This window comes from Microbacterium meiriae (genome assembly GCF_025143875.1).
GTDB classification, from domain to species: domain Bacteria; phylum Actinomycetota; class Actinomycetes; order Actinomycetales; family Microbacteriaceae; genus Microbacterium; species Microbacterium meiriae.
Map to the genome: position 1 here is coordinate 140,565 of NZ_JAMBDU010000003.1, position 19,029 is coordinate 159,593.

Sequence of the window (19,029 nt, forward strand, 5' to 3'; positions counted from 1 at the left end):
GGCAGGTCGGGGCAGATGTCAGACGGCGGCGGCCGTGGATCCGGGGACGAGCGTTCCCGTGAACGAGCGGCGCACGAGCGTCTCCGGCTCGTCCGCGGTGAGCAGCTGCTGCATGGTCTCGACGGATGCCGCGGCCACCGCCTCCACGGGGATCCGCAGCGTCGTGAGCCCGAGCAGGTCGGCGCCGGGCAGGATGCCGTCGCACCCGGTCACGCTCACGTCCTCCGGCACGCGGAGGGCTGCCGCGCGGGCGCCGCGCATGACGGCGAGCTGCCGGTAGTCCGAGGCGCACATGACGGCGGTCGCCCCGGCGCGCACGGCGGCGAGAGCTTCATCGACGCCGTCGTCGGGACGCGCGCCGGCGGAGATCATCGTCACGGCGACGCCCGCCGTGGTCAGGACCTCCTGCATCGCGAGCGCGCGCAGGTGCTCGGGGTACGACGCGTCGGGGCTTCCGGCGAGCACGACGACGCTCCGATGCCCGAGCGCGACGATGTGCTCCGCGAGCAGACGTCCGTGGCCCTCGTCGTCGTAGTGGGCGGTGTGGATGCGGCCCGCTGACTCCACGCGCCCGGCACGGAGGATCGGCACCTGGTCGGCGAACGGCTCGAGCTGCGCTGCGGAGATGCCGCCGGTGGCGACGATGAGTCCCGCGACCCGCATGCCGAGCAGCCGGTGCAGCGCATTCACCTGCTTGGCGCCCTGCTCGTCGGCGCCGATCGTGACGGTCACGAGGTCGAGGCCGCGCTGATGCGCCTCCTCCTGCAACCGGGAGAAGAGGAGGCCGTATGCGGGGTTGCTGGCGTCGCGCAGCATGAGGCCGACGGTGCCGGTGCGTCCGGCGGCGAGCTCCGCGGCCATGGTGTTGCGCACGTACCCGAGCCGCTCGGCGGCTTCCAGGATGCGCTCCTGCGTCTCCGGTGCGAAACGGCCCTCGCCCTTCAGCGCCCTGGTCGCCGTCGCGCGGGACACCCCGGCCGCCGCGGCGACGTCGCTGATCGTGACCCGCAGGGCGGGCGTCCCGGCATCCGCCCCGCTCATGCGCGCCGCTTCCGTCGGCGGGGCGCTCCGGCGCGTGAACCTCGTCCATACACGAGATACATGGTGACACCCATGATGATCATGAGCAGCACGGTGTAGACGAACGTGATGGGCATCGCGTCGAGGTTGTTCTCCCCGCGCGTGCTCTCCTGGATCGCGACGCCGAGCGGCTTGTACAGCGGGTGGTAGAGGAAGATCGCGGCGTCGTAGTCGTCGAGCAGGCTGTTGAAGTTCAGCGCCGTGATCGCGGCAGCGGTCGGCAGCACGAGCGGGATGAGCACGCGCCGGAACGTGGTCAGCGAGCGCGCTCCGAGGATGCGCGAGGCGTCTTCCAGGGAGTCCGGCACGGACGCGAAGCCCGCCTTGAGCAGCCGCAGCGTGAACGGGATCTTCACGCAGATGTACGCGACGAGCAGCAGCACCGGCGTCCCCGTGAGCACGATGTTCCCGACGAGAGGCTGCGGCGCGTCGAACGCCATCACGAAGGCCAGCGCGATCAGCACGATCGGCAGGATCCACGGGATGTGCAGGACGTACTCGATGGCTGTGGTCAGCAGATTGCGGTGCTTCTGCATCATCCGCGCCACGAACAGCAGCCCGCCCACGACGATGACCGCGGCGAGGGCGCTGTACACGACGCTGACGATGAACGGCCGGAGGGCCGCCGCGCTGGAGAACACGGTGATGTAGTTGTCGAGCGTGAAGCTGTCGAGGGTGATCGACCCGGCGAGGATGCTCCGCGCGTCGACGAACGAGAAGATCACGATGAGCACGACCGGGATGAGGTAGATCACCCAGAGCAGGTAGGCGACCACGTGCACGACGGCGTTCGCGAACGGGTTGCGGATCCGCTGCTTCTGGATCGGCGTCGCCACCTTCGCCACCGAGAAGTACACCCCCGACTTCTCGGCGCGGTTCATGATCGCGAGCAGGATGATCGTCGCGACACCGAGCACGATCGCCAGCAGCGCCGCGATGTCACGGGTGATCGGGCTGCGCGACAGGTCGATGATGAGGGGTGCGACGGTCTGGAAGTCCGGACCGCCGAGCACGAGCGGCGCGGTCAGGGCCCCGAGACCGATGAGGAACGTCAGCACCGTGACCGCGAAGAGCATCGGCTTCATGACCGGCAGCACGATGCGGCGCAGGATCGTCCAGGTCGAGGCGCCCATGAGCTTCGCGGCCTCGATCGACGCGTAGTCCACCTTGCCGAGCGACGAGGACAGGAACAGCATGTGGTTCGTCGTCGTCGCGAACGTCATCACGAACACGACCGCGAAGTAGCCGGAGAACCAGTCCCGGTTCATGTCCGGCCAGATGTTCACCATCAGATTCGTGATGAAGCCGAACTTGCCGTAGATGAAGTTGTAGCCGGCCGCGAGCACGATGCCGCCGTAGATCAGGGTGGTGGCGTAGCCGAGCCAGAGGAGTTTCGCGCCGCGCACCTGGAAGTACTGCGTCACCAGCACGATGAACACCCCGACGACGTTCACCGTGACCGACAGCGTGATCGCGAGGAGGAAGCTGTTGCCGAGCGTCTTCAGCGCGCGCTCGCTGCCGAGCAGCTTCTCGACGGCACGGATGCTGAACTGCCCGTCCGGGAAGAACGTCGCGGCGAGCAGCTCGGCGTTCGGCAGCACGAGGAAGGCGGCGGCGAACCAGATCACGACGATGCCGGTCACCCAGGCGAGCGGCGAGCGGAGCATCGCGCGCACGCTGCCCGGCCGTCCGCGGCGGAGGCGGGGCTTCGTCGCGGTGCCCGCCTCGGCCGCCTCGGTCGTCAGCGCGCCGGGGGTGTCGGTCATCGCCGCGGACGGCGGCGGCACCGGACGGGAGTCGTTCTGCGGGTCGCTCATGTCACGCCGCCGGGTACTGCAGGATCCACCGCGGGGCGACGTCGATGCGCACGGCGTCGCCGACGTCCCAGCGGTGCGCGCTCGCCGCGGCCGGCACGCTCACCCGGAGCGACGCGTCGGCAGCGGAGACCGTGTAGACGCTGTGGCTGCCGTGGTACGTGCGCTCGGCGACGGTGCCGTCGAGCGACGCCGTGCCGCCGGCGGTGGCCTCGGACGGCGACGCCAGGTGCAGCTTCTCCGGCCGCACGTAGCTCTCGGCCGTGGCATCGAGGCCGGCGCCGATCGCGATGAGCTGCGCGGGCGTGAGGCGGTTGTTCTCGCCGATGAACCGGCAGACGAACGGCGTCGCGCTGCGGTCGTAGATCTCCTCCGGCGTGCCCACCTGCTGCAGCGTCCCGGCGTCGAGCACGGCGATCCGGTCGCTGAGAGTGAGCGCCTCCTCCTGATCATGCGTGACGTACACGGTGGTCACGCCGACCTCGTGCTGCAGCTCCTTGAGCTGTTCGCGCAGCTGCACGCGGAGCTTGGCGTCGAGGTTCGACAGCGGCTCGTCCAGGAGCAGGATGCTGGGGGTGAGCGCGAGCGCCCGGGCGATGGCGACGCGCTGCTGCTGGCCGCCGGACAGCTCCGCCACGTTCTTCTCGAGCTGCGACGCGGCGAGCCCGGTGCGGTCGGCGACCTCGTCCACGCGCCGTCGCTGCTCGGCTTTCGACACCTTCTGCACCGAGAGGCCGAACGCGATGTTCTCCCGCACGTTCATGCTCGGGAACAGGGCGTAGTTCTGGAACACCATGCCCACGCCGCGCTTCTCGCTCGGCACCCGGGTCACGTCGCGACCGGCGATGTGGATGCGGCCGCCGGTGGGCTCGATGAACCCCGCGAGCGTGCGCAGGGCGGTGGTCTTGCCGCATCCGGACGGACCCAGGAGGGTGAAGAACTCACCCTCCTGGATCTCCAGATCGAGGTGCGAGACCGCACGGTGGTCGCCGAACACGACCTCGACGTCGTCGAAACGGATCATCGTCTTCTCTCTCTGCCGGAGCGGCGGGACGGCTCGGCTCAGCCGATGTACTCGAGCGTGACCTTCTCGACCCAGGCGCCGAGGTTCTCGCTCACGAAGCCGAAGTCGATGTCCTGACGGTCGAGCGTGCCCATGAGCTCGACGACCTCGGGGTTGGCCTTCTCGACCGCGCCCTCGTTCACCGGCATGGCATTGAACTCCGCGGCGAACTCGCCCTGCACCTCGGCGCTGCCGAACCAGTCGATAAATTCCTGGGCCTTCTCCTCGTTGTCCGTGCCGTTGATCTGCGCGATCTGCTCGGTCACGTAGGGGACGCCGTACTCGGGAACGATCATTCCGGTGGCGGTGCTGTACTCCTCGTCGCGGGACGCGATGCCACTGGACGGCAGCACGCCGTAGTCGACCTCGTCGCGCGTAATGCGGGCGTAGAGGTCGGTGCCCTCCACAGCGGGCGAGCCGTTGGCGTAGTACGACTTCACCAGGTCCCAGCCCTCGTCGCTCACGCCGAGGTCGCCGTCCTCGTCGAGGTGACGGGAGAGCATGCTGGCGAGCACGAGCTGCGGGGTGGCCTGGCCGAGCGCGGGGTTGACCTCGTAGCGGCCGGCGTACTCCTCATCGGTGTACAGGTCGTCCGGGTCCGCCGGAGCGTCGCTGATGCGGTTCTCGTCGTAGACCGTGACGATCGCCTGCTCCACGAGCGGCCAGAACGCGCCGTCCTTCGGGTCGCCGGCGTCCGCGGGGACCTCGTCGCTCCAGCTCGGTTCGTAGGCCGTGATGGCCTCTTCCGTCTTGAGCTGCTCGAAGAACATGTTGTTCAGGCCGAAGACCACGTCGCCGACCGGGTTGTTCTTCTCCGCGATGATGCGGTTCGTCAGGTCGGCGCCGCCGAGGCCCACGATCTCGATGTCGATGCCCGCGTCCGCCGCCTTCTCGATGATCCACTCACCGCGGCCGTCGCTGTTCGAGTTCGTGTAGACGATGAGGGTGTCGCCGGAGCCGCCGTCGCTGCCGCCGCCGTCGCCCGCGTCTCCGTCGCCGCCCGCCGTGCATCCGGTGAGCGCGATCGCCGCCGCGGCCGTCAATCCGATGAGCGCCCAGCGCCTCTGCTGCCTGTCGGCCATGTTCGTCCCTTTCTCGCCTTCGAGGTGTGTCGATGCGACACTACCGGTTCTTGTGGTGAAGGCACAAAGATTGTCTGGTTTCGTGAGCGCGGTCGCGCGTCCGCACTCAAGATAGGCGCGCGGCGTGAACGCGAGGATGCGACGAGGTGAACGAGTGGGACTCGTGAATGTCATCCTTTAGTTGACGCTCGCGAGTCAGGTCCATAGGCTCGCTTCATGGACGGATCATCGACCAGCGGCTTGTCGCTTGCCGCCCTCGCCTCCCTCGTCGACGCTGGCGGAGGAGAAGCGCCGTCTCGCTCGGGCGATGAGGTCCTGATGATCCGTCAGGCCGACGAGTTGGTCCGGCGTTCGCGTGAGCGATTGCAGGAGTCGGTCTCCACCGCGCGCTCGCATGGCGTCTCGTGGCAAGAGATCGGCGCCACGCTCGGCGTAAGCCGACAAGCAGCGTTCAAGCGATTCGGCACCAAGGGTGAGGCAGGGATGCTGGCAGCGCCGGTGACAGACCTTTCGGATCGCACGAGCGCGGTATTCGCACACCTGGATGCCGGCGACTACGAGGCTGTGCGAGCACACATGACGTACGCCTGCGGTCGCGCGCTGACCAAGCGCAAACTGATGAGCGTGTGGGACCAGATCCGGAGTGACACCGGCCGCCTCGAAGCCTGCGTCGATTCGACGGTACAGACGGCGGACGGCAGCACGCCGCTGAGCACGCTCGCCAACCGGCACCTGAGTAACGGAGCGATCGTGCAGGTGACCCTGCGCCACGAGGCCGGAGAGTGGATCGGCCGCGTTGCCTACAACGGCTTCGGCAAGATCACGGGCATCCTCATCGCCCCACCGGGGTCTCGCGACCTGCCGTTCTAGACTCGTTCCACCCGGGCGTCTCACCCTCCAGACAGGGCGGGTTGCTGTGATTCGATCCCGCCGCCGCTGTCCTGCTCGGGACGTGTGGTGCTCGTCGCGTGCTGATGCCCACGCGCGATCGTCGCACCGATCGACACGGCCCAGGCAATCTTTACCGCCGCGACTGCCGCCCGGCCCCGCTCTTCGACGTGTAGGGGCGGGCAGGAGGAGCGGCAGACCGCGGCAGAATGCCGGCATGCATTCGAACATAACTTCGAAAGTTGAGGCCTGCCGAGATAGAATGAAGCATGTCGAAAACGTCCGGACTGCGCGAGGCGATGGATTGCCTCGACGAGGCGTGGGGCGCCGCGGGCGATGTCGCCGAACTCTCCCGCGTGCAGCTCGTCGAGGTGGCCGACGCGATCGGACTTCTGCAGCGCCGGCTCGATGCGATCCACGTCGACGTGGCCGCCGGCATCGCTCGGGAGTCGCGCGCGGAGCTCGGAGCCGACAGCTTGGCGAAGCAACGCGGGTACCGCACGGCGGCGAAGCTCGTCGCCGCGACGACGGGCATCTCGACGGCGGAGGCGCAGCGCCTGGTGAAGGTCGGAGAGGCGACCGCGCCGCGGAGCGATCTGCTCGGCGCGCCGCTGCCCGCGCGGTATCCGCTCCTCCGGGAAGCACTCGCGTCGGGTGTGCTCGGAGCGCCGGCGATCGGTCTCCTCGTCGCTCTCCTCGATCGCTGCCGCGTGGCCGCCGGTGTGGAGCGCATCGCCGAGGCGGAAAGCGTGCTGACCGCCGCAGCCGAAGGGCTCGAGCTCGATGCAGTGCGCAAGCTCGTCCTCCGCGCCGAAGCGTGGCTCGACCCCGACGGCGTAGCGCCGCGGGCGGAGGAACAGCGCGGTCGGCGCGGACTGCGCATCTTCGAACGTGACGGCATGGTGCATCTGCACGCGCAGCTCGATGCCGAGTCCGCTGCGCCGGTCGTCACCGCGATCCGCGGGCACGTGTCTGCCGTGTTCGCCTCCCGCCTCGAAGCCCCCGATGCGGAGTCGCCCGACGCGGATCGGCGCTCCGTCGCGATGATCCAGGCCGATGCGCTGTCCCTCTTCTGCGCGCACGTGCTCGGGTGCGAGGGCGATCGGGTGCCGCTCGCCGGGGCGACGGTGATCGTTCGGGTATCGCTGGACGATCTGCAGGCGGGAACCGGGTCGGCGACGGTCGACGGGCTCGACCAGGTGATCGACATCGGTGCCGCGCGGCGGATGGCGGCCAGCGGGGGCGTCATCCCCTGCGTCCTCGGCGGTGCGAGCGAGGTTCTGGACTGGGGCCGCGAGAAGCGCCTCTTCACCCGAGCCCAACGACTGGCCCTCGCCGAGCGGGATGGCGGGTGCGCCATGTGCGGGCTCCCGCCCGGGATGACGAAGGCTCACCACCTCCGCTGGTGGCAGCGAGATCGAGGTCCGACCGATCTCTCGAACGGGATCCTGCTCTGCGAGACCTGCCACCACCGCATCCACGACAACGGGTGGGAGATCGTGATCGAGGGTTCCGGCGTGACCGGCCGACCGTGGTTCCTTCCGCCGCGGTGGGTCGACCCGCAGCGCACTCCACGGCTGGGCGGACGAGCGCGCTTCGATGTCGCAGCGTGACTGGGATCGCGCGGGCGTCAGCGCGTGTGGAGGGATCTGCTGCGTGGACGGATCTGTCGGTGGGGGATCAGCGGCGAAGTCGGGAGCGGACGCGGCGGGCGGCTCGTGCGAGGGCGTCGCGCCAGGCGCCGCCCGGCCACTCGCGGCGCAGCCGCAGGCTGCCGTCCTCGTTCCGTACGAGCTCGACCCGACGGCCCGCGAGAAGCGGCGACCTGCCGAGGTGTGCCGTCACGTCCGGCGCCGCTGTCAGCGGGGCGGTGAACATCCACCCGGCGTAGCGGACGGCGACGGTGAGGTCGGCGTCGCGAGCGCCGTCCTCGCGGAACGCCTTCATCGGGTCCAGGGCGATGGGCACCGCGTCGAGGCGCTTCGGGCGTCGGCCGCCGATCTTGCGCTCCGAGCCTGCCGTCGACTCCGGCGCCTGTCCGGGGGTCGGCGTATCCCGCGCGACGAGGTCGACGCGGTCAGCGCGACGCTCCTTGCGAGCGTTGAGCAGCCCGGAGGGGAGGTCTTCGGTCGCCGACGGGGGCAGGGAGACCAGCCGGTCGGCGGAACCGACGGTCTCGAACACGAACGCCTCCTCGCCGTCCCGGAGCAGACGGACGCGCACGGTGAGCTGCAACCCGCCGCGCGACCAGCGCGCCGCGGTCACGGTGGCCGTGCAGGTCGTGTCCGCCTCGAACGCGGCGAAGGCGAGCAGGTCATCCCGGCGGTCGGCGCGCAGCAGAGCCGCCCGGATGCGCTGCGGGAACGACAGCCCCGCATCCACGCCGGGGCCGAATCGACGCTGCGCGAGCGGCACCACCACGTCCAGCAGGCGGTCGCGGTACTCCGTCGGGTACTTCACCATCCGTCGTCCGGCGATCCGGTTGAGGATCTTGCCGCGGAACCAGTGCCGCAGCAGCCGGTCGCGCACCTTCCCGGGCTCCGTGTTCGCCTCGACGACATCGAGCACGGTCTCCAGGTGCGGGAAGTACGACTCGGGGTCGATGCGCGACGAGCTCGCACTCCCGGGCTCCTTCACCCACGCGTAGCAGGGCTCGCTGGCGAGCACCGAGATCGTGTCGGCGGCGAAGTACGCCTGCATCACGAACAGGTGGTCCTCGAGTCGCACCTTGCCATCAGGGAAGCGGATGCCGTGCTCGCGGAGGAACGCCGTCCGGAACATCTTGTGCGGCGTCAGCATCTCCAGGATCGGGTCCTCGCCGAGCACCGCGTGCGGGATGCCGCGCTGGAAGATCTTGGCGGGCAGCTTCCGTCCGATGCCCACCTCCTTGCCGACCACGACGTCCGACCCGTGCTCATCGGCGTAGTCGCACAGCCGCTCGAGTGCGCGCGGGTACAGCCAGTCGTCCTGGTCCACGAACTGCACGTACGTCCCTCTGGCCTCCTCGACGCCGCGGTTGCGCGGAGTACCGGGCCAGCCGGAGTGCGGCAGCGACAGCACGCGTACATGAGGGCGATCCTTCGCGATGCTCTCCAGCCGCGCGGCCGTCTCCTCCCCGGAGCCGTCGTCGCAGAGCAGGACCTCGAAGGCCTCCCGGTCCAGCGTCTGGGCGTCGAGCGAGGCGATGAGGTCGTCGAACGACGCCTTCGGCCGGAACACCGGCACCACCACACTCACCCGCACTCGGCTGCCCGCCGCCTCGTGCCCGGTCGTACTGCTCATGGACGCCGTCCCCCCTGTGGTCGTACCCGGCTCGAATCTCCCCCGCCGGAGGTTCCAGCCAACCATCCCTTCCTGTGGAGCGCGCCAGGCTCGCGGCGGTCGCGGGTGTATGCCGGTGCCGCGGAGGAGTCAGCGCAGGGTGAGACCGATCTCGAAGGACCGCCGCCAAGGGAGGGTCAGCTCCTCGATCCGCACGTCGTCGGCGGGCAGCATCGACTCCAGCAAGCCCGTCAGCTCGGCGCGGATGACGCGCTCCGCCGTCGCGACCTGCGCGTCGTCGGCCATCGGATAGATGTCGGGGAAGAGGGACGGCCCCGCATCCGTGCGCACCACGGCCTGGTAGGCGAAGTCGTCGAGCAGGCGGGTCAGCAGGGCGATCCGCGCGGCGCGGTCGTCGAAGGAGCCCGAGGCCCGACCGACGACGCCGGCGGCGGCCACCGCGACGACGCTGCCGAGCGTGTTCCCGGCGGTGTTCCACCCGCCGAAAGCCTCCAGGCGGCCGAGCAGTCCGGCTTCGGCGAGCGCGCGTACGAGCGCCTCGTCCGCGCCGTTCGGGTACCGCACATCCGCCAGGGCGACGTGCTCCCCGGCGTCCAGACGCTCCCGCACGAGAGCGACCGTCCCTGCGACGGCGTCCGCATCGACGACCTCGGGCCGCCCGCGGAACATGTCGTGCCGGTCGGGGTCGGGGGCGTGCAGCACGAGGGTGACGTCGCCTCCGGCGGCGACCTCCTCGGCGCCGGCCGCGCGGATCTGCCGGCTCGCCGACGCCGCGAGCGACATGTTCTCGTACGGCGGGACGCGCTCCATGCCGTCGGCGTCCGCGCACGTCACCGAGAACGAGGCGGTCACCCCGGCGTTCGCCGCCAGGGCCCGGGCGACGAGCGCGGCGCCCACCTCGTCGGCACCGGGGTACATCAGCACGCGACGGCCCGACGGCAGCATCCGCATCCAGTGCCGGAGCCACACCTGCTCTGCGCTGCCCGCCGCGAAGGGGGCGGTGTCGTCGGCGGTGATCGCCAGGAAGTCGAGGGTCTCGTCCTCCATGAGTCCCAGCGTGGAGAGGTTCACGATATGGTTGCGCAGCCGTCGAGACGAGTAGTCGGAGACGACCTCGGCGGGCACCGGAGTCAGGTCGTCCAGCGGCAGCACCTCGGTCTCGCCGAGCAGTCGGTGCGCGTCGCCGCCGAGCGCGTGGATCTCCTTGCCGTGCTCCGTCCAGTAGGTCGGCTCCTCGGCCGCGGAGTAGGAGTTGCTCGCCCTGGTCACGAGCGACACCGCCGAGATCGGCAGGTCGGGCCGCATCCGCCGCACCTCGCGCAGCACGTCCAGACGCGCCAGCACGTCGCGGGTGGTGTCGTGACTCGTGCGGCTCGAGATGAGGCCCCCGTAGAGCAGCATGTCCACCGACACCACGAGGTGCACCGTGGCCGGGTCCGCGGCACGCTCGCGCAGCCAGGCCCCCAGCCCGTCGGCGTCGCCCGCGGTCCGGTACGAGGGGAGGATCTCGGCGGGCGGGACGTCGAGGATCACTCCGGCGACGGCCGCGACGTCGCCCGGGAGCTTGACGTTCACCGGCCGATCGTCGAGGGGGAGCAACGCGATGCGCGGGCGGAGGGTCGGGTCGGACACGAGGAGCCTTTCGTCGGTGAAGGGGATCGCAGGTCGGGAGTCGTCGGGGATCAGGGGCGGGCGATGGAGACGAGGTACGAGTAGCGGTCGCCGCGGTACACCGACTCGGCATACTCGATCGGGCGGCTGCGGGCGTCATAGGTCGTGCGCTTCACGAGGAAGGCGGGGGAGAACGGCGGCGTCTGCAGCGCGGCGGCCTGCTCCTCGTCGAGCACGACCGCGTGGATCTCCTGGTCGGCGCGCACGGCGGTGATGCCGAACCGGGTGCGCAGGTCGTCGTAGAGCGAGTCGCCCACGATGCCGTCCTCCAGGCCCGGCACGGCGTCGGCTGCGATCGAGCACACCTCCAGGCAGATCGGGATGTCGTCGGCGGTCCGGACGCGGCGGATCCGCACGACGGGGGACTGCGGGCTGAGGTTCAGGGCGTACCCTGCGGTCTGCCCGGCCGCCGCGGTGCCGACGTCGACGGAGAGGGAGCCCGGTCGCATGTTCCGGGCGAGCATGTCCTCCGAGAACGAGGTCAGCTCGAAGGCCTTGCTGATCCGCGAGGCGCTCACGAACGTGCCCGCCCCCTGCAGCCGATACACCAGTCCGTCCCGTTCGAGCTCGTCGAGGGCGCGACGCACGGTCTGCCGGTTCACCTCGAGCGACTCCGCGAGCTCGCGCTCCGTGGGCAGCTTCTCGTGGGGTGCGAGGCCCTGATCGATGACCTGCTCCAGATGCCGCCGCACGCGTTCGTGCTTCGTGACGCCCTCGATCGCCGACATGATTCCCCCTCGTTTGGACTAACCCAATCTTGACGATCACCCCGGTTTGTGTCAATGTCTCCTCTCAGCGGTTCTTAATTGGTCTATTCCAATCCTTTGCACGGTCAACGATGAGCGGAGAATCCCCATGCACGTGAAGCACAACATGCGCCGACGCGTCCTGGTCGCCGGGGCGCTGGGCACGGCGACGATCGTCGCCCTGAGCGGCTGCGCCGGCGGCGGCGGCGACGCGGACGGCCCCACCGAGATCACGTTCTCGTACCTGTGGGGCGGGGAGGAGGCGAAGGCGCTGGAGGCGATCATCGCCGACTTCAACGCCAGCCAGGACGACATCGTCGTCAAGGGCGTCTCCAGCCCCGACACCCAGAAGCAGCTCACGTCGATGTCGTCGTCGAACGGCTCCTTCGACATCTCCGACAACTTCGGCAACACCGTCGGGGCCTGGGCCTCGAAGGGCATCCTCGCGCCGCTCGACGACGCGATCGCCGCCGAGGACATCGACGTCGACGACTTCGTCCCGAGCGCCATGGAGCAGATGACCTACGACGGCACGATCTACTCGCTGCCGATCGCGATCCACAGCTTCCAGCTCCTCTACAACCCGCAGCTGCTGGAGGAGGCCGGGGTCACCCCGCCGACGACGATGGACGAGCTCGCCGCCGCCATCCCGAAGCTCACCAAGAAGGACGCCTCGGGCAAGATCACGCAGCTCGGTCTCGGCTCGGCGAACGACAGCACCACCCTCACGACCCTCGGCTACGCGTTCGGCGGCAGCTGGGACGGCGAGGACGGCCCGACCCCCGCGGAAGACGGCAACCTCGAGGCCCTGCAGTGGTACCAGGACAACGTGATCGAGCCGGTCGGCGCCGATGCCATGGCCACCTTCGTGTCCGGACAGGGCGAGTACCTCTCCGCACAGGACCCGTTCTTCAGCGGCCAGGTCGCCATGATCATCGACGGCGAGTGGCGGTCGGCCAGCGCCGCCAAGATCGCCCCCGACTTCGAGTGGGGCGTGACCGCGATCCCCGCCGCCTCGCCGGACCTGGAGAACAGCACGCAGGTCACCGCGAGCACCCTGTTCATCCCCGCGAACTCGAAGCACAAGGAGGAGGCGGCCACCTTCCTCGCCTACCTCGTGAGCGACGAGCCCATGGAGAAGTTCGCCGTCGCCCTCGGCAACCTCCCGGGCCGCTCCTCCCTCGCCGGCAGCGCCGCGTTCGACGAGCTGCAGGACTTCGGTGTCTGGGCGGAGGCCGCGTCCTCCCCGAACGCGAAGTCCCTGGCCAGCCGTCCGTACAGCGCCGAGTACGCGACGGACCTCGCGACCGCGTTCGACGAGGTCGTGCGGCTGACCGCCACCCCGGAGGAGGCGATCGCGACCGTCGAGGAGCGCATGGCCTCCTACACCTCGAAGTGAGCCGGTCCTCGTGACCACGGCAACAGCACCCCGGGTCCGGCAGGAGAACGCTCCTGCCGGACCCGGCGCTCCCGTCCGGCGGCGCCGCAGCCGCCGGACCACGCTGATCGGCCTGGCTTTCGCGTCGCCGTTCATCGTCGGCTTCCTGTTCCTGTTCGCCTATCCGATCGCGGCGTCGGCGTACTACAGCTTCACCGACTTCAACCTGTTCCAGGCGCCCGAGTGGGTGGGGCTGGACAACTACACCCAGATGTTCGCCGACGGGGTGTTCTGGAAGTCCCTCGCCAACACGGCCGTGCTCACGGCGTTCGGCGTACCGCTCGCGATCGGCACCGCCCTGGCCGGTGCGCACCTGCTGAACACCCCGGTGCGGGGCCAGCCGCTGTATCGCGCGCTCGTGTATCTCCCGTCGATCGTGCCGGTCGTCGTCGGCGGCTACCTGTGGCGCTGGCTCCTGAACGCCCAGTACGGCTTCATCAACCACTTCCTCTCGTGGTTCGGCATCGAGGGACCGGCCTGGCTGCAGCAGCCGGAGTGGACGAAGCCCGCCATCATCCTCATGTCGCTGTGGACCGTGGGCGGGACCATGATCATCTACCTCGCCGCCCTGCAGGAGGTGCCGAAGGAGCTGTACGAGGCGGCCGAGCTCGACGGCGCAGGCGCCTGGCGCCGCTTCACCAACGTCACCTGGCCCACGGTCTCCCCGGTCACCCTGTTCCAGGTGATCGTGAGCATCATCGGGTTCCTGCAGATCTTCACGCAGCCCTACATCCTGTCGCAGGAGCGCCTGAATCAGGCGGGGTCGGGCCCGGGGCAGTCGATGCTCTCGTACGCGATGTACCTGTACCAGAACGCCTTCGTGTTCCTGAAGATGGGCTACGCCTCCGCCATGGCGTGGACGCTGTTCATCGTCACGCTCGTCGTGAGCCTCATCGTGCTCGCGACCTCGAGGAAGTGGGTCCACGATGGCGCACGCTGACATCTCCGCTCCGGTGCGCCGCCCCCGTCGCACCCGCCGCACGCTCCGCCGCGTCCGGCAGCAGATCGCGGTAACGCTGCTCGCGCTGCTGTTCCTGTTCCCGTTGCTGGTGATGCTGTCGACCGCGTTCAAGACACCAGGCGACGTGTTCTCCTCGCCGCCCACCCTGCTGCCCGCCGAGTGGACCACGGCCAACTTCGCCGAGGCGTTCGCGCAGATCCCGGTGTGGCGCTACCTCGCCAACACGCTCTTCGTCTCGGGCATGAGCATCCTCGGCACGGTCATCTCGTGTCCGCTCGTCGCCTACGCCCTCGCGAAGGTGAAGTGGCGCGGTGCCCGGCCGCTCCTGATCCTCGTGCTCGCCACGATGATGCTGCCGCCGCAGGTCACGCTGATCCCGCTGTTCCTCGTGTGGAACGGGCTGGAGGCGACGAACACTTACCTCCCGCTCATCGTCCCCGCGTTCCTGGGCACGCCGTTCTTCATCTTCATGATCCGGCAGTTCCTCCTCGCGGTACCGGACGAGCTCATCGAGGCCGCCCGTCTCGACGGCGCCTCGGAGTTCCGCACCTACGCGACGATCGTCCTTCCCCTGGCGCGTCCGGCCATCGTGACCGCCGCGATCTTCCAGTTCGTCTGGGCGTGGACCGACTTCCTCAATCCCCTCATCTACCTCAACGACCAGTCGACGTACACGCTGTCGATCGGTCTGTACGCCTTCTTCGGGGAGAACGACGTGGCCTGGGGGCCGCTCATGGCCGCGTGCGTGATGTTCACGCTCCCGGCCGTGGCGATCTTCCTCCTCGGTCAGAAGTTCTTCATCGGCGGCGCCAGTGCAGGAGCCCTCAAGTGACCCACGATTCCCTCGATCTCCTCCGCGGCCGGCTCGTAGCCTCGGTCCAGGCGTCCACGGGCGCCCCCGCCAGGGACACCCACGTCATCGGTGCGCTCGCCGAGTCTGCGCTCCTCGGCGGCGCGAGCGGTCTGCGGCTCAACGGGCCGGACGACATCCGCCGGGTGCGTCCGGTCACCGACGTGCCGATCATCGGACTCCACAAGATCTGGAACGGCGTCCGCAACGTCATCACCCCGGAGCTCGCGCTCGCCACGGGACTCGCAGAAGCTGGAGCCGACATCATCGCGGTGGACGCCACGACGGAGCAGCTCGGCACGGACTTCCGGCTCATCGGGGAGATCGCCGCGGCGACGGGGCGACCGGTGATGGCCGACGTGTCGACGGTCGCGGAGGGCGAGCGCGCATGGGCGGCGGGGGCAGCGGTCGTCGGCACGACCCTGTCCGGCTACACCCCGCACTCGCCGCGCCAGGACGAACCGGACCTCGACCTCGTGGCCGCGCTCGCCGCCGCGGGGATCCCGGCCATCGCCGAGGGGCGCTACCAGACCCCTGCGCAGGTACGAGCGGCCTTCGATGCCGGAGCCTTCGCCGTCGTCGTGGGTGGGGCGATCACCGATCCCATCGCCCTCACCCGCCGCTTCGTCGCCGCGACGCCGGCCGCCACGGAGCGGGCGTGATCGTCGGGGTCGACATCGGCGGCACGAAGATCGCCGTCGCCGGGTTCCGGCAGGAGCCGGACGGCGGGCGCCGTCGCGTCACCGCCGTGCGCACCCTGTCCACTCCGGCCAGGGAGGGCGGCGAGGCCATCGTGCGGGCGGTCGTCGATGCGATCGACATGGTCCGCGGTGCGGAGCGGGTCGCGGCGGTCGGTGTGGGCACCGCCGGGGTCGTCGATCAGGACGGCGGCATCACCTCGGCGACCGATGCGATCAGCGGCTGGGCGGGCTTCCCGCTGCGCGCGGCGCTCATCCACGCCCTCGATGTGCCGGTGGCGGTCGTGAACGACGTGCACGCGGCGGCGGTCGCGGAGGCCGCGGCAGGGGCGGGTCGGGGAGCGTGCGGGCTGTTGATGGTCACCGTCGGCACCGGCATCGGCGGAGCCGTCGTGCTCCCGGACGGTCTCCGCGCGGGCGTGACCGGCACGGCGGGGTCGGTCGGGCACACCGAACTGGTCCTCCCTCCGGAGCTGGCCGGGCGTCGCTGCGGCTGCGGAGGAGTCGGACACGTCGAAGCCGTCGCCTCCGGCCCCGGGCTGGAGCAGACGTACCGGGAGCGCACGGGCACGGCGCTCACGCTGCGGGAGGTGGACGCGGCCGCTCGCGCCGGTGACGCGGTCGCCGAGGAGGTGATCGCGGAGGGGGCGCGGTTCCTCGGTCGCGCGCTGGCCGGGGCGCAGGCGCTTCTCGACGTCGAGGTGATCGCGGTCGGCGGCGGTGTGGCGGCCATCGGGGAGCGCTATCTCGCCGAGGTCGCCCGCGCGTACCGGGCGGCGGCGATGCCGGGGCCGACGGCAGCCCGCGTGCGACCCGCGGAGCTCGGGATCGATGCGACCGTCACCGGGGCTGCGCTGCTCGCGCCGGTCTGAGTCCGGATTCCCACCCCGCGCTCAGCGTTAACGATATATCGTTGAGTATCGTTCACGACTGGGAGGTCATCATGAACAACGCATTCCCCTCCACCCCGTTCGGCGGGAACAGCAACGGCAGCAACAGCGGCCATTTCGTCGGCGGCCTCGGCAATCTCTTCGGCGGCTCGCAGGGTCCGGCCGGAGCGCTGTTCGAGGCGATGGACCAGCTGCGCAAGTCGTTCGAGTCGCGCCCCTCCGGCGGATCCCGCATGGCCCGCGGTGACGTGCGCGCCGCCGTCCTCTCGCTTCTCGTCGAGCGACCGATGCACGGCTACCAGATCATCAACGAGATCGCCGAGCGCAGCGACGGCACCTGGAAGCCGAGCGCCGGTTCCGTCTACCCGACGCTCCAGCTCCTCGCCGACGAGGGCCTGATCGAGGCCGAGGAGCAGAACGGCCGCAAGACCTACGCTCTCACCGAGGCCGGCCGTGCCGTCGCCGCGGAGAGCACCGAGACCCCGCCGTGGGTGCCGTCCTCCGACAAGGACCGCAGCCGCGACGCCCGCTACAGCGCCCTGCCCAAGGCCGGGGTCGACCTCGCCGCCGCGGCCGCGCAGGTCGGGCGCAGCGGCTCGCCGGAGCAGGTGCAGCAGGCCATCGAGGTGCTCGACGAGGCCCGCCGTAGGCTGTACACGATCCTCGCCCAGGACTGACCGCGTCGTGCGGCGTCCGGCGCGGAACGGCGGAAGGATGACGCGATGACGGCAGCGGCGGCACAGGGTCCTCACCGAGCCCGGTACCGCCGCATCCTGTCCTTCGCGAGCCGTGAGTTCGTGGCGATCTGGTGGTTCGAGCTCGTCCTTCCGCGGTTCGGGCTGCGTGGTGTCGCCGAGCGTACCCGCGCCCGCCGCATGCAGCGGTTCGCGCGGCGGTTCCATGCGCTCGCCGTCGATCTCGGCGGCCTCATGATCAAGGTCGGGCAGTTCATGTCCTCGCGCCTCGACGTGCTGCCGCCCGAGATCACGGCGGAGCTGGAGGGGCTGCAGGACGAGGTCCCGGCCGTGCCCACGCCGCAGATCCGGGCGCTCGCGGAGGCCGAGCTGGGCATGCCGCTCGAGCGTGTGTACACCTGGTTCGACGACACCCCGGTTGCGGCCGCATCCCTCGGCCAGGTGCACCGCGCCCGCCTCTCGTCGCTCGATGCCGAGGACACCGGGCTCGACGAGGTCGTGGTCAAGGTGCAGCGCCCTGGCATCGACGAGATCGTCGCCGTCGACCTCGCCGCCCTCCGCCGGGTCGCGCGGTGGTTGACCCGGGTCCGGATCGTCGCCGACCGGGTGGACACCCCCGCCCTCGTCGAGGAGTTCGCCGTGACGAGCCTCGAGGAGATCGACTACCTCCACGAGGCCCGCAGCGCCGAGCGGTTCCGCGAGAACTTCGCCGACGACCCGCGTGTGGCCGCCCCCGAGATCGTCTGGGAGCGTACGACCCGCCGGGTGCTCACGCTGTCCGACGTGACCGCGATCAAGATCAACGACACCGCGGCTCTCCGAGCGGCAGGCATCGACCCCTCCGCGGTCGCGGATGCCTTCGCCGAGGTCATGTTCGACCAGGTCTTCACGCACCGGTTCGTGCATGCCGACCCGCACCCCGGCAACATCTTCGTCACGCCGGTCCCTTCGACGAGCTCAGGGACCCAGGGCGGCTCAGGAGCCCAGAGCGGCTCAGGAGCCCAGGGCGGCTCAGGGGCCCAGGGCGGCTCAGGAGCTCAGGGGGGCTTCCGGCTCACGTTCATCGACTTCGGCATGATGGCCGAGGTCTCCGACAACCTCCGGCAGGGACTGCGGACGCTGCTCATCGCGGTGACCGCGCGGGACAGCCGGGGCCTGGTCCGCGCCGCGAAGGAGATCGGCGTGCTCCTGCCGACCGCCGACACCGGCGAGCTGGAGCGGGCGCTGACGGCCCTCTTCGCGCGCTTCGGGGGGATGGGCTTCGCGGAACTGAGCCGCGTGGACCCGCGGGAGTTCACCGACTTCGCCGAGGAGTTCGGCGACATGGTGCGCCGGCTCCCGCTGCAGCTCCCCGAGGACATGCTGCTCCTCATCCGGGCCGTGTCCCTCACCTCCGGCATGTGCAGCGCCCTGAACCCGGCGTTCAACGTGTGGGACGCGGCCGAGCCGTATGCCGCGCGGCTGCTCCGGGACGAGTCCGGCACCCTCATGCAGGACATGGCGGAACAGGCGATGGCGAACGCGGCCACGACCTGGCGGCTCCCGAAGCGCATCGACGACATCATCACCCGCGTCGACGACGGCAATGTGTCCTTCGACACCTCCCGCCTGGAGCGGCGGCTCGACCGGCTGGAGGGCATCGCGCGACGGATCGCCTCCGGGGTCCTGTTCGCGGCGATGCTCGTGGGCGGGGCGCTGCTCGTCGATCCGCTCCCACCGTTGGGCATCACGCTGCTGTGGGTGTCGGTGCTGCCGCTGCTCGGCGCCCTCTTCCTGGGTCGCCGCCGCCCCCGCTGACCCCGCGCTGACCCCGCGCTGACCCGCCCGACGGCCCCGCGAGAACAGGCGCTCGCGCGGGATCAGGCGCTCTC

16 protein-coding genes are annotated in these 19,029 nt (G+C 70.2%); 9 read left to right on the top strand and 7 right to left on the bottom strand.

What is annotated here, in order from left to right; translation table 11 throughout:
* Positions 1–18 precede the first annotated feature (18 nt).
* The 4 genes from M4D53_RS03165 to M4D53_RS03180 form a co-directional block, all read right to left on the bottom strand.
* Complete coding sequence (locus M4D53_RS03165) at positions 19–1,041, bottom strand: LacI family DNA-binding transcriptional regulator (RefSeq protein ID WP_187662990.1); 1,023 nt, start codon at positions 1,039–1,041, stop codon at positions 19–21.
* On the bottom strand, positions 1,038–2,747 hold the full coding sequence (locus M4D53_RS03170; RefSeq protein WP_187664073.1) for an ABC transporter permease: 1,710 nt from the start codon (positions 2,745–2,747) through the stop codon (positions 1,038–1,040). The genes M4D53_RS03165 and M4D53_RS03170 overlap by 4 nt, the downstream gene beginning before the upstream one ends.
* Positions 2,748–2,898: 151 nt before the next feature.
* Positions 2,899–3,918 carry an ABC transporter ATP-binding protein gene (locus M4D53_RS03175; protein ID WP_259951844.1) on the bottom strand — a complete coding sequence of 340 codons (1,020 nt, stop codon included), beginning with the start codon at positions 3,916–3,918 and terminating at the stop codon, positions 2,899–2,901.
* Between the two features lie 38 nt (positions 3,919–3,956).
* Positions 3,957–5,039, bottom strand: coding sequence for an extracellular solute-binding protein (locus tag M4D53_RS03180; protein ID WP_259951846.1), 1,083 nt, complete (start codon positions 5,037–5,039; stop codon positions 3,957–3,959).
* A gap of 216 nt (positions 5,040–5,255) precedes the next feature.
* Between M4D53_RS03180 and M4D53_RS03185 the strand changes: the two genes are divergently transcribed.
* Together M4D53_RS03185 and M4D53_RS03190 are read left to right on the top strand one after the other, a co-directional pair.
* The gene (locus M4D53_RS03185) at positions 5,256–5,909 is read left to right on the top strand and encodes a hypothetical protein (protein ID WP_259951848.1); all 654 of its coding nucleotides are present in this window, start codon (positions 5,256–5,258) and stop codon (positions 5,907–5,909) included.
* Positions 5,910–6,196: 287 nt separating this feature from the next.
* Positions 6,197–7,540, top strand: a complete 1,344-nt coding sequence (locus M4D53_RS03190; RefSeq protein WP_259951849.1) for an HNH endonuclease signature motif containing protein — start codon at positions 6,197–6,199, stop codon at positions 7,538–7,540.
* Between the two features lie 67 nt (positions 7,541–7,607).
* On the opposite strand, the gene M4D53_RS03195 is transcribed toward M4D53_RS03190, so the two are convergent.
* The 3 genes from M4D53_RS03195 to M4D53_RS03205 all read right to left on the bottom strand — a co-directional run bounded on the left by M4D53_RS03195 (position 7,608) and on the right by M4D53_RS03205 (position 11,608).
* On the bottom strand, positions 7,608–9,209 hold the full coding sequence (locus M4D53_RS03195; RefSeq protein WP_259951851.1) for a glycosyltransferase family 2 protein: 1,602 nt from the start codon (positions 9,207–9,209) through the stop codon (positions 7,608–7,610).
* A 129-nt stretch (positions 9,210–9,338) separates the two neighbouring features.
* A complete protein-coding gene (locus M4D53_RS03200; protein WP_259951854.1) occupies positions 9,339–10,841 on the bottom strand; it encodes a DUF4127 family protein in 1,503 nt (500 codons plus the stop codon).
* Between the two features lie 50 nt (positions 10,842–10,891).
* Positions 10,892–11,608, bottom strand: a complete 717-nt coding sequence (locus M4D53_RS03205) for a GntR family transcriptional regulator (protein WP_259951856.1) — start codon at positions 11,606–11,608, stop codon at positions 10,892–10,894.
* 127 nt (positions 11,609–11,735) lie between these two features.
* On the opposite strand from M4D53_RS03205, the gene M4D53_RS03210 reads away from it, so the two are divergent.
* From M4D53_RS03210 to M4D53_RS03240, 7 genes are all read left to right on the top strand, one after another.
* Positions 11,736–13,025, top strand: coding sequence for an ABC transporter substrate-binding protein (locus M4D53_RS03210; RefSeq protein ID WP_259951858.1), 1,290 nt, complete (start codon positions 11,736–11,738; stop codon positions 13,023–13,025).
* Between the two features lie 10 nt (positions 13,026–13,035).
* Entirely contained in the window at positions 13,036–14,004 is a 969-nt protein-coding gene (locus M4D53_RS03215) for a carbohydrate ABC transporter permease (protein WP_259951860.1), read from the top strand.
* Positions 13,991–14,857 (top strand): carbohydrate ABC transporter permease, encoded by an 867-nt coding sequence (locus M4D53_RS03220; protein ID WP_085604539.1) that lies wholly within the window; start codon positions 13,991–13,993, stop codon positions 14,855–14,857. The genes M4D53_RS03215 and M4D53_RS03220 overlap by 14 nt, the downstream gene beginning before the upstream one ends.
* Positions 14,854–15,537: an N-acetylmannosamine-6-phosphate 2-epimerase gene (locus M4D53_RS03225; RefSeq protein ID WP_259951864.1), complete on the top strand. Its 684-nt coding sequence runs from the start codon at positions 14,854–14,856 to the stop codon at positions 15,535–15,537. Before M4D53_RS03220 ends, M4D53_RS03225 begins: the two co-directional genes overlap by 4 nt.
* A complete protein-coding gene (locus tag M4D53_RS03230) occupies positions 15,534–16,445 on the top strand; it encodes an ROK family protein (RefSeq protein WP_259951866.1) in 912 nt (303 codons plus the stop codon). The genes M4D53_RS03225 and M4D53_RS03230 overlap by 4 nt, the downstream gene beginning before the upstream one ends.
* A gap of 71 nt (positions 16,446–16,516) precedes the next feature.
* The gene (locus M4D53_RS03235; protein WP_259951868.1) at positions 16,517–17,140 is read left to right on the top strand and encodes a PadR family transcriptional regulator; all 624 of its coding nucleotides are present in this window, start codon (positions 16,517–16,519) and stop codon (positions 17,138–17,140) included.
* A 45-nt stretch (positions 17,141–17,185) separates the two neighbouring features.
* Positions 17,186–18,955, top strand: coding sequence for an ABC1 kinase family protein (locus M4D53_RS03240; RefSeq protein ID WP_259951869.1), 1,770 nt, complete (start codon positions 17,186–17,188; stop codon positions 18,953–18,955).
* Positions 18,956–19,029: the final 74 nt, after the last annotated feature.

Coding starts and splice junctions, on each gene's coding strand:
- M4D53_RS03180 (WP_259951846.1), bottom strand. CDS start 5,039: ATGGCCGACAGGCAGCAGAGGCGCTGGGCGCTCATCGGATTGACGGCC.
- M4D53_RS03195 (WP_259951851.1), bottom strand. CDS start 9,209: ATGAGCAGTACGACCGGGCACGAGGCGGCGGGCAGCCGAGTGCGGGTG.
- M4D53_RS03235 (WP_259951868.1), top strand. CDS start 16,517: ATGAACAACGCATTCCCCTCCACCCCGTTCGGCGGGAACAGCAACGGC.
- M4D53_RS03185 (WP_259951848.1), top strand. CDS start 5,256: ATGGACGGATCATCGACCAGCGGCTTGTCGCTTGCCGCCCTCGCCTCC.
- M4D53_RS03175 (WP_259951844.1), bottom strand. CDS start 3,918: ATGATCCGTTTCGACGACGTCGAGGTCGTGTTCGGCGACCACCGTGCG.
- M4D53_RS03240 (WP_259951869.1), top strand. CDS start 17,186: ATGACGGCAGCGGCGGCACAGGGTCCTCACCGAGCCCGGTACCGCCGC.
- M4D53_RS03190 (WP_259951849.1), top strand. CDS start 6,197: ATGTCGAAAACGTCCGGACTGCGCGAGGCGATGGATTGCCTCGACGAG.
- M4D53_RS03165 (WP_187662990.1), bottom strand. CDS start 1,041: ATGAGCGGGGCGGATGCCGGGACGCCCGCCCTGCGGGTCACGATCAGC.
- M4D53_RS03210 (WP_259951858.1), top strand. CDS start 11,736: ATGCACGTGAAGCACAACATGCGCCGACGCGTCCTGGTCGCCGGGGCG.
- M4D53_RS03220 (WP_085604539.1), top strand. CDS start 13,991: ATGGCGCACGCTGACATCTCCGCTCCGGTGCGCCGCCCCCGTCGCACC.
- M4D53_RS03205 (WP_259951856.1), bottom strand. CDS start 11,608: ATGTCGGCGATCGAGGGCGTCACGAAGCACGAACGCGTGCGGCGGCAT.
- M4D53_RS03170 (WP_187664073.1), bottom strand. CDS start 2,747: ATGCTCCGCTCGCCGCTCGCCTGGGTGACCGGCATCGTCGTGATCTGG.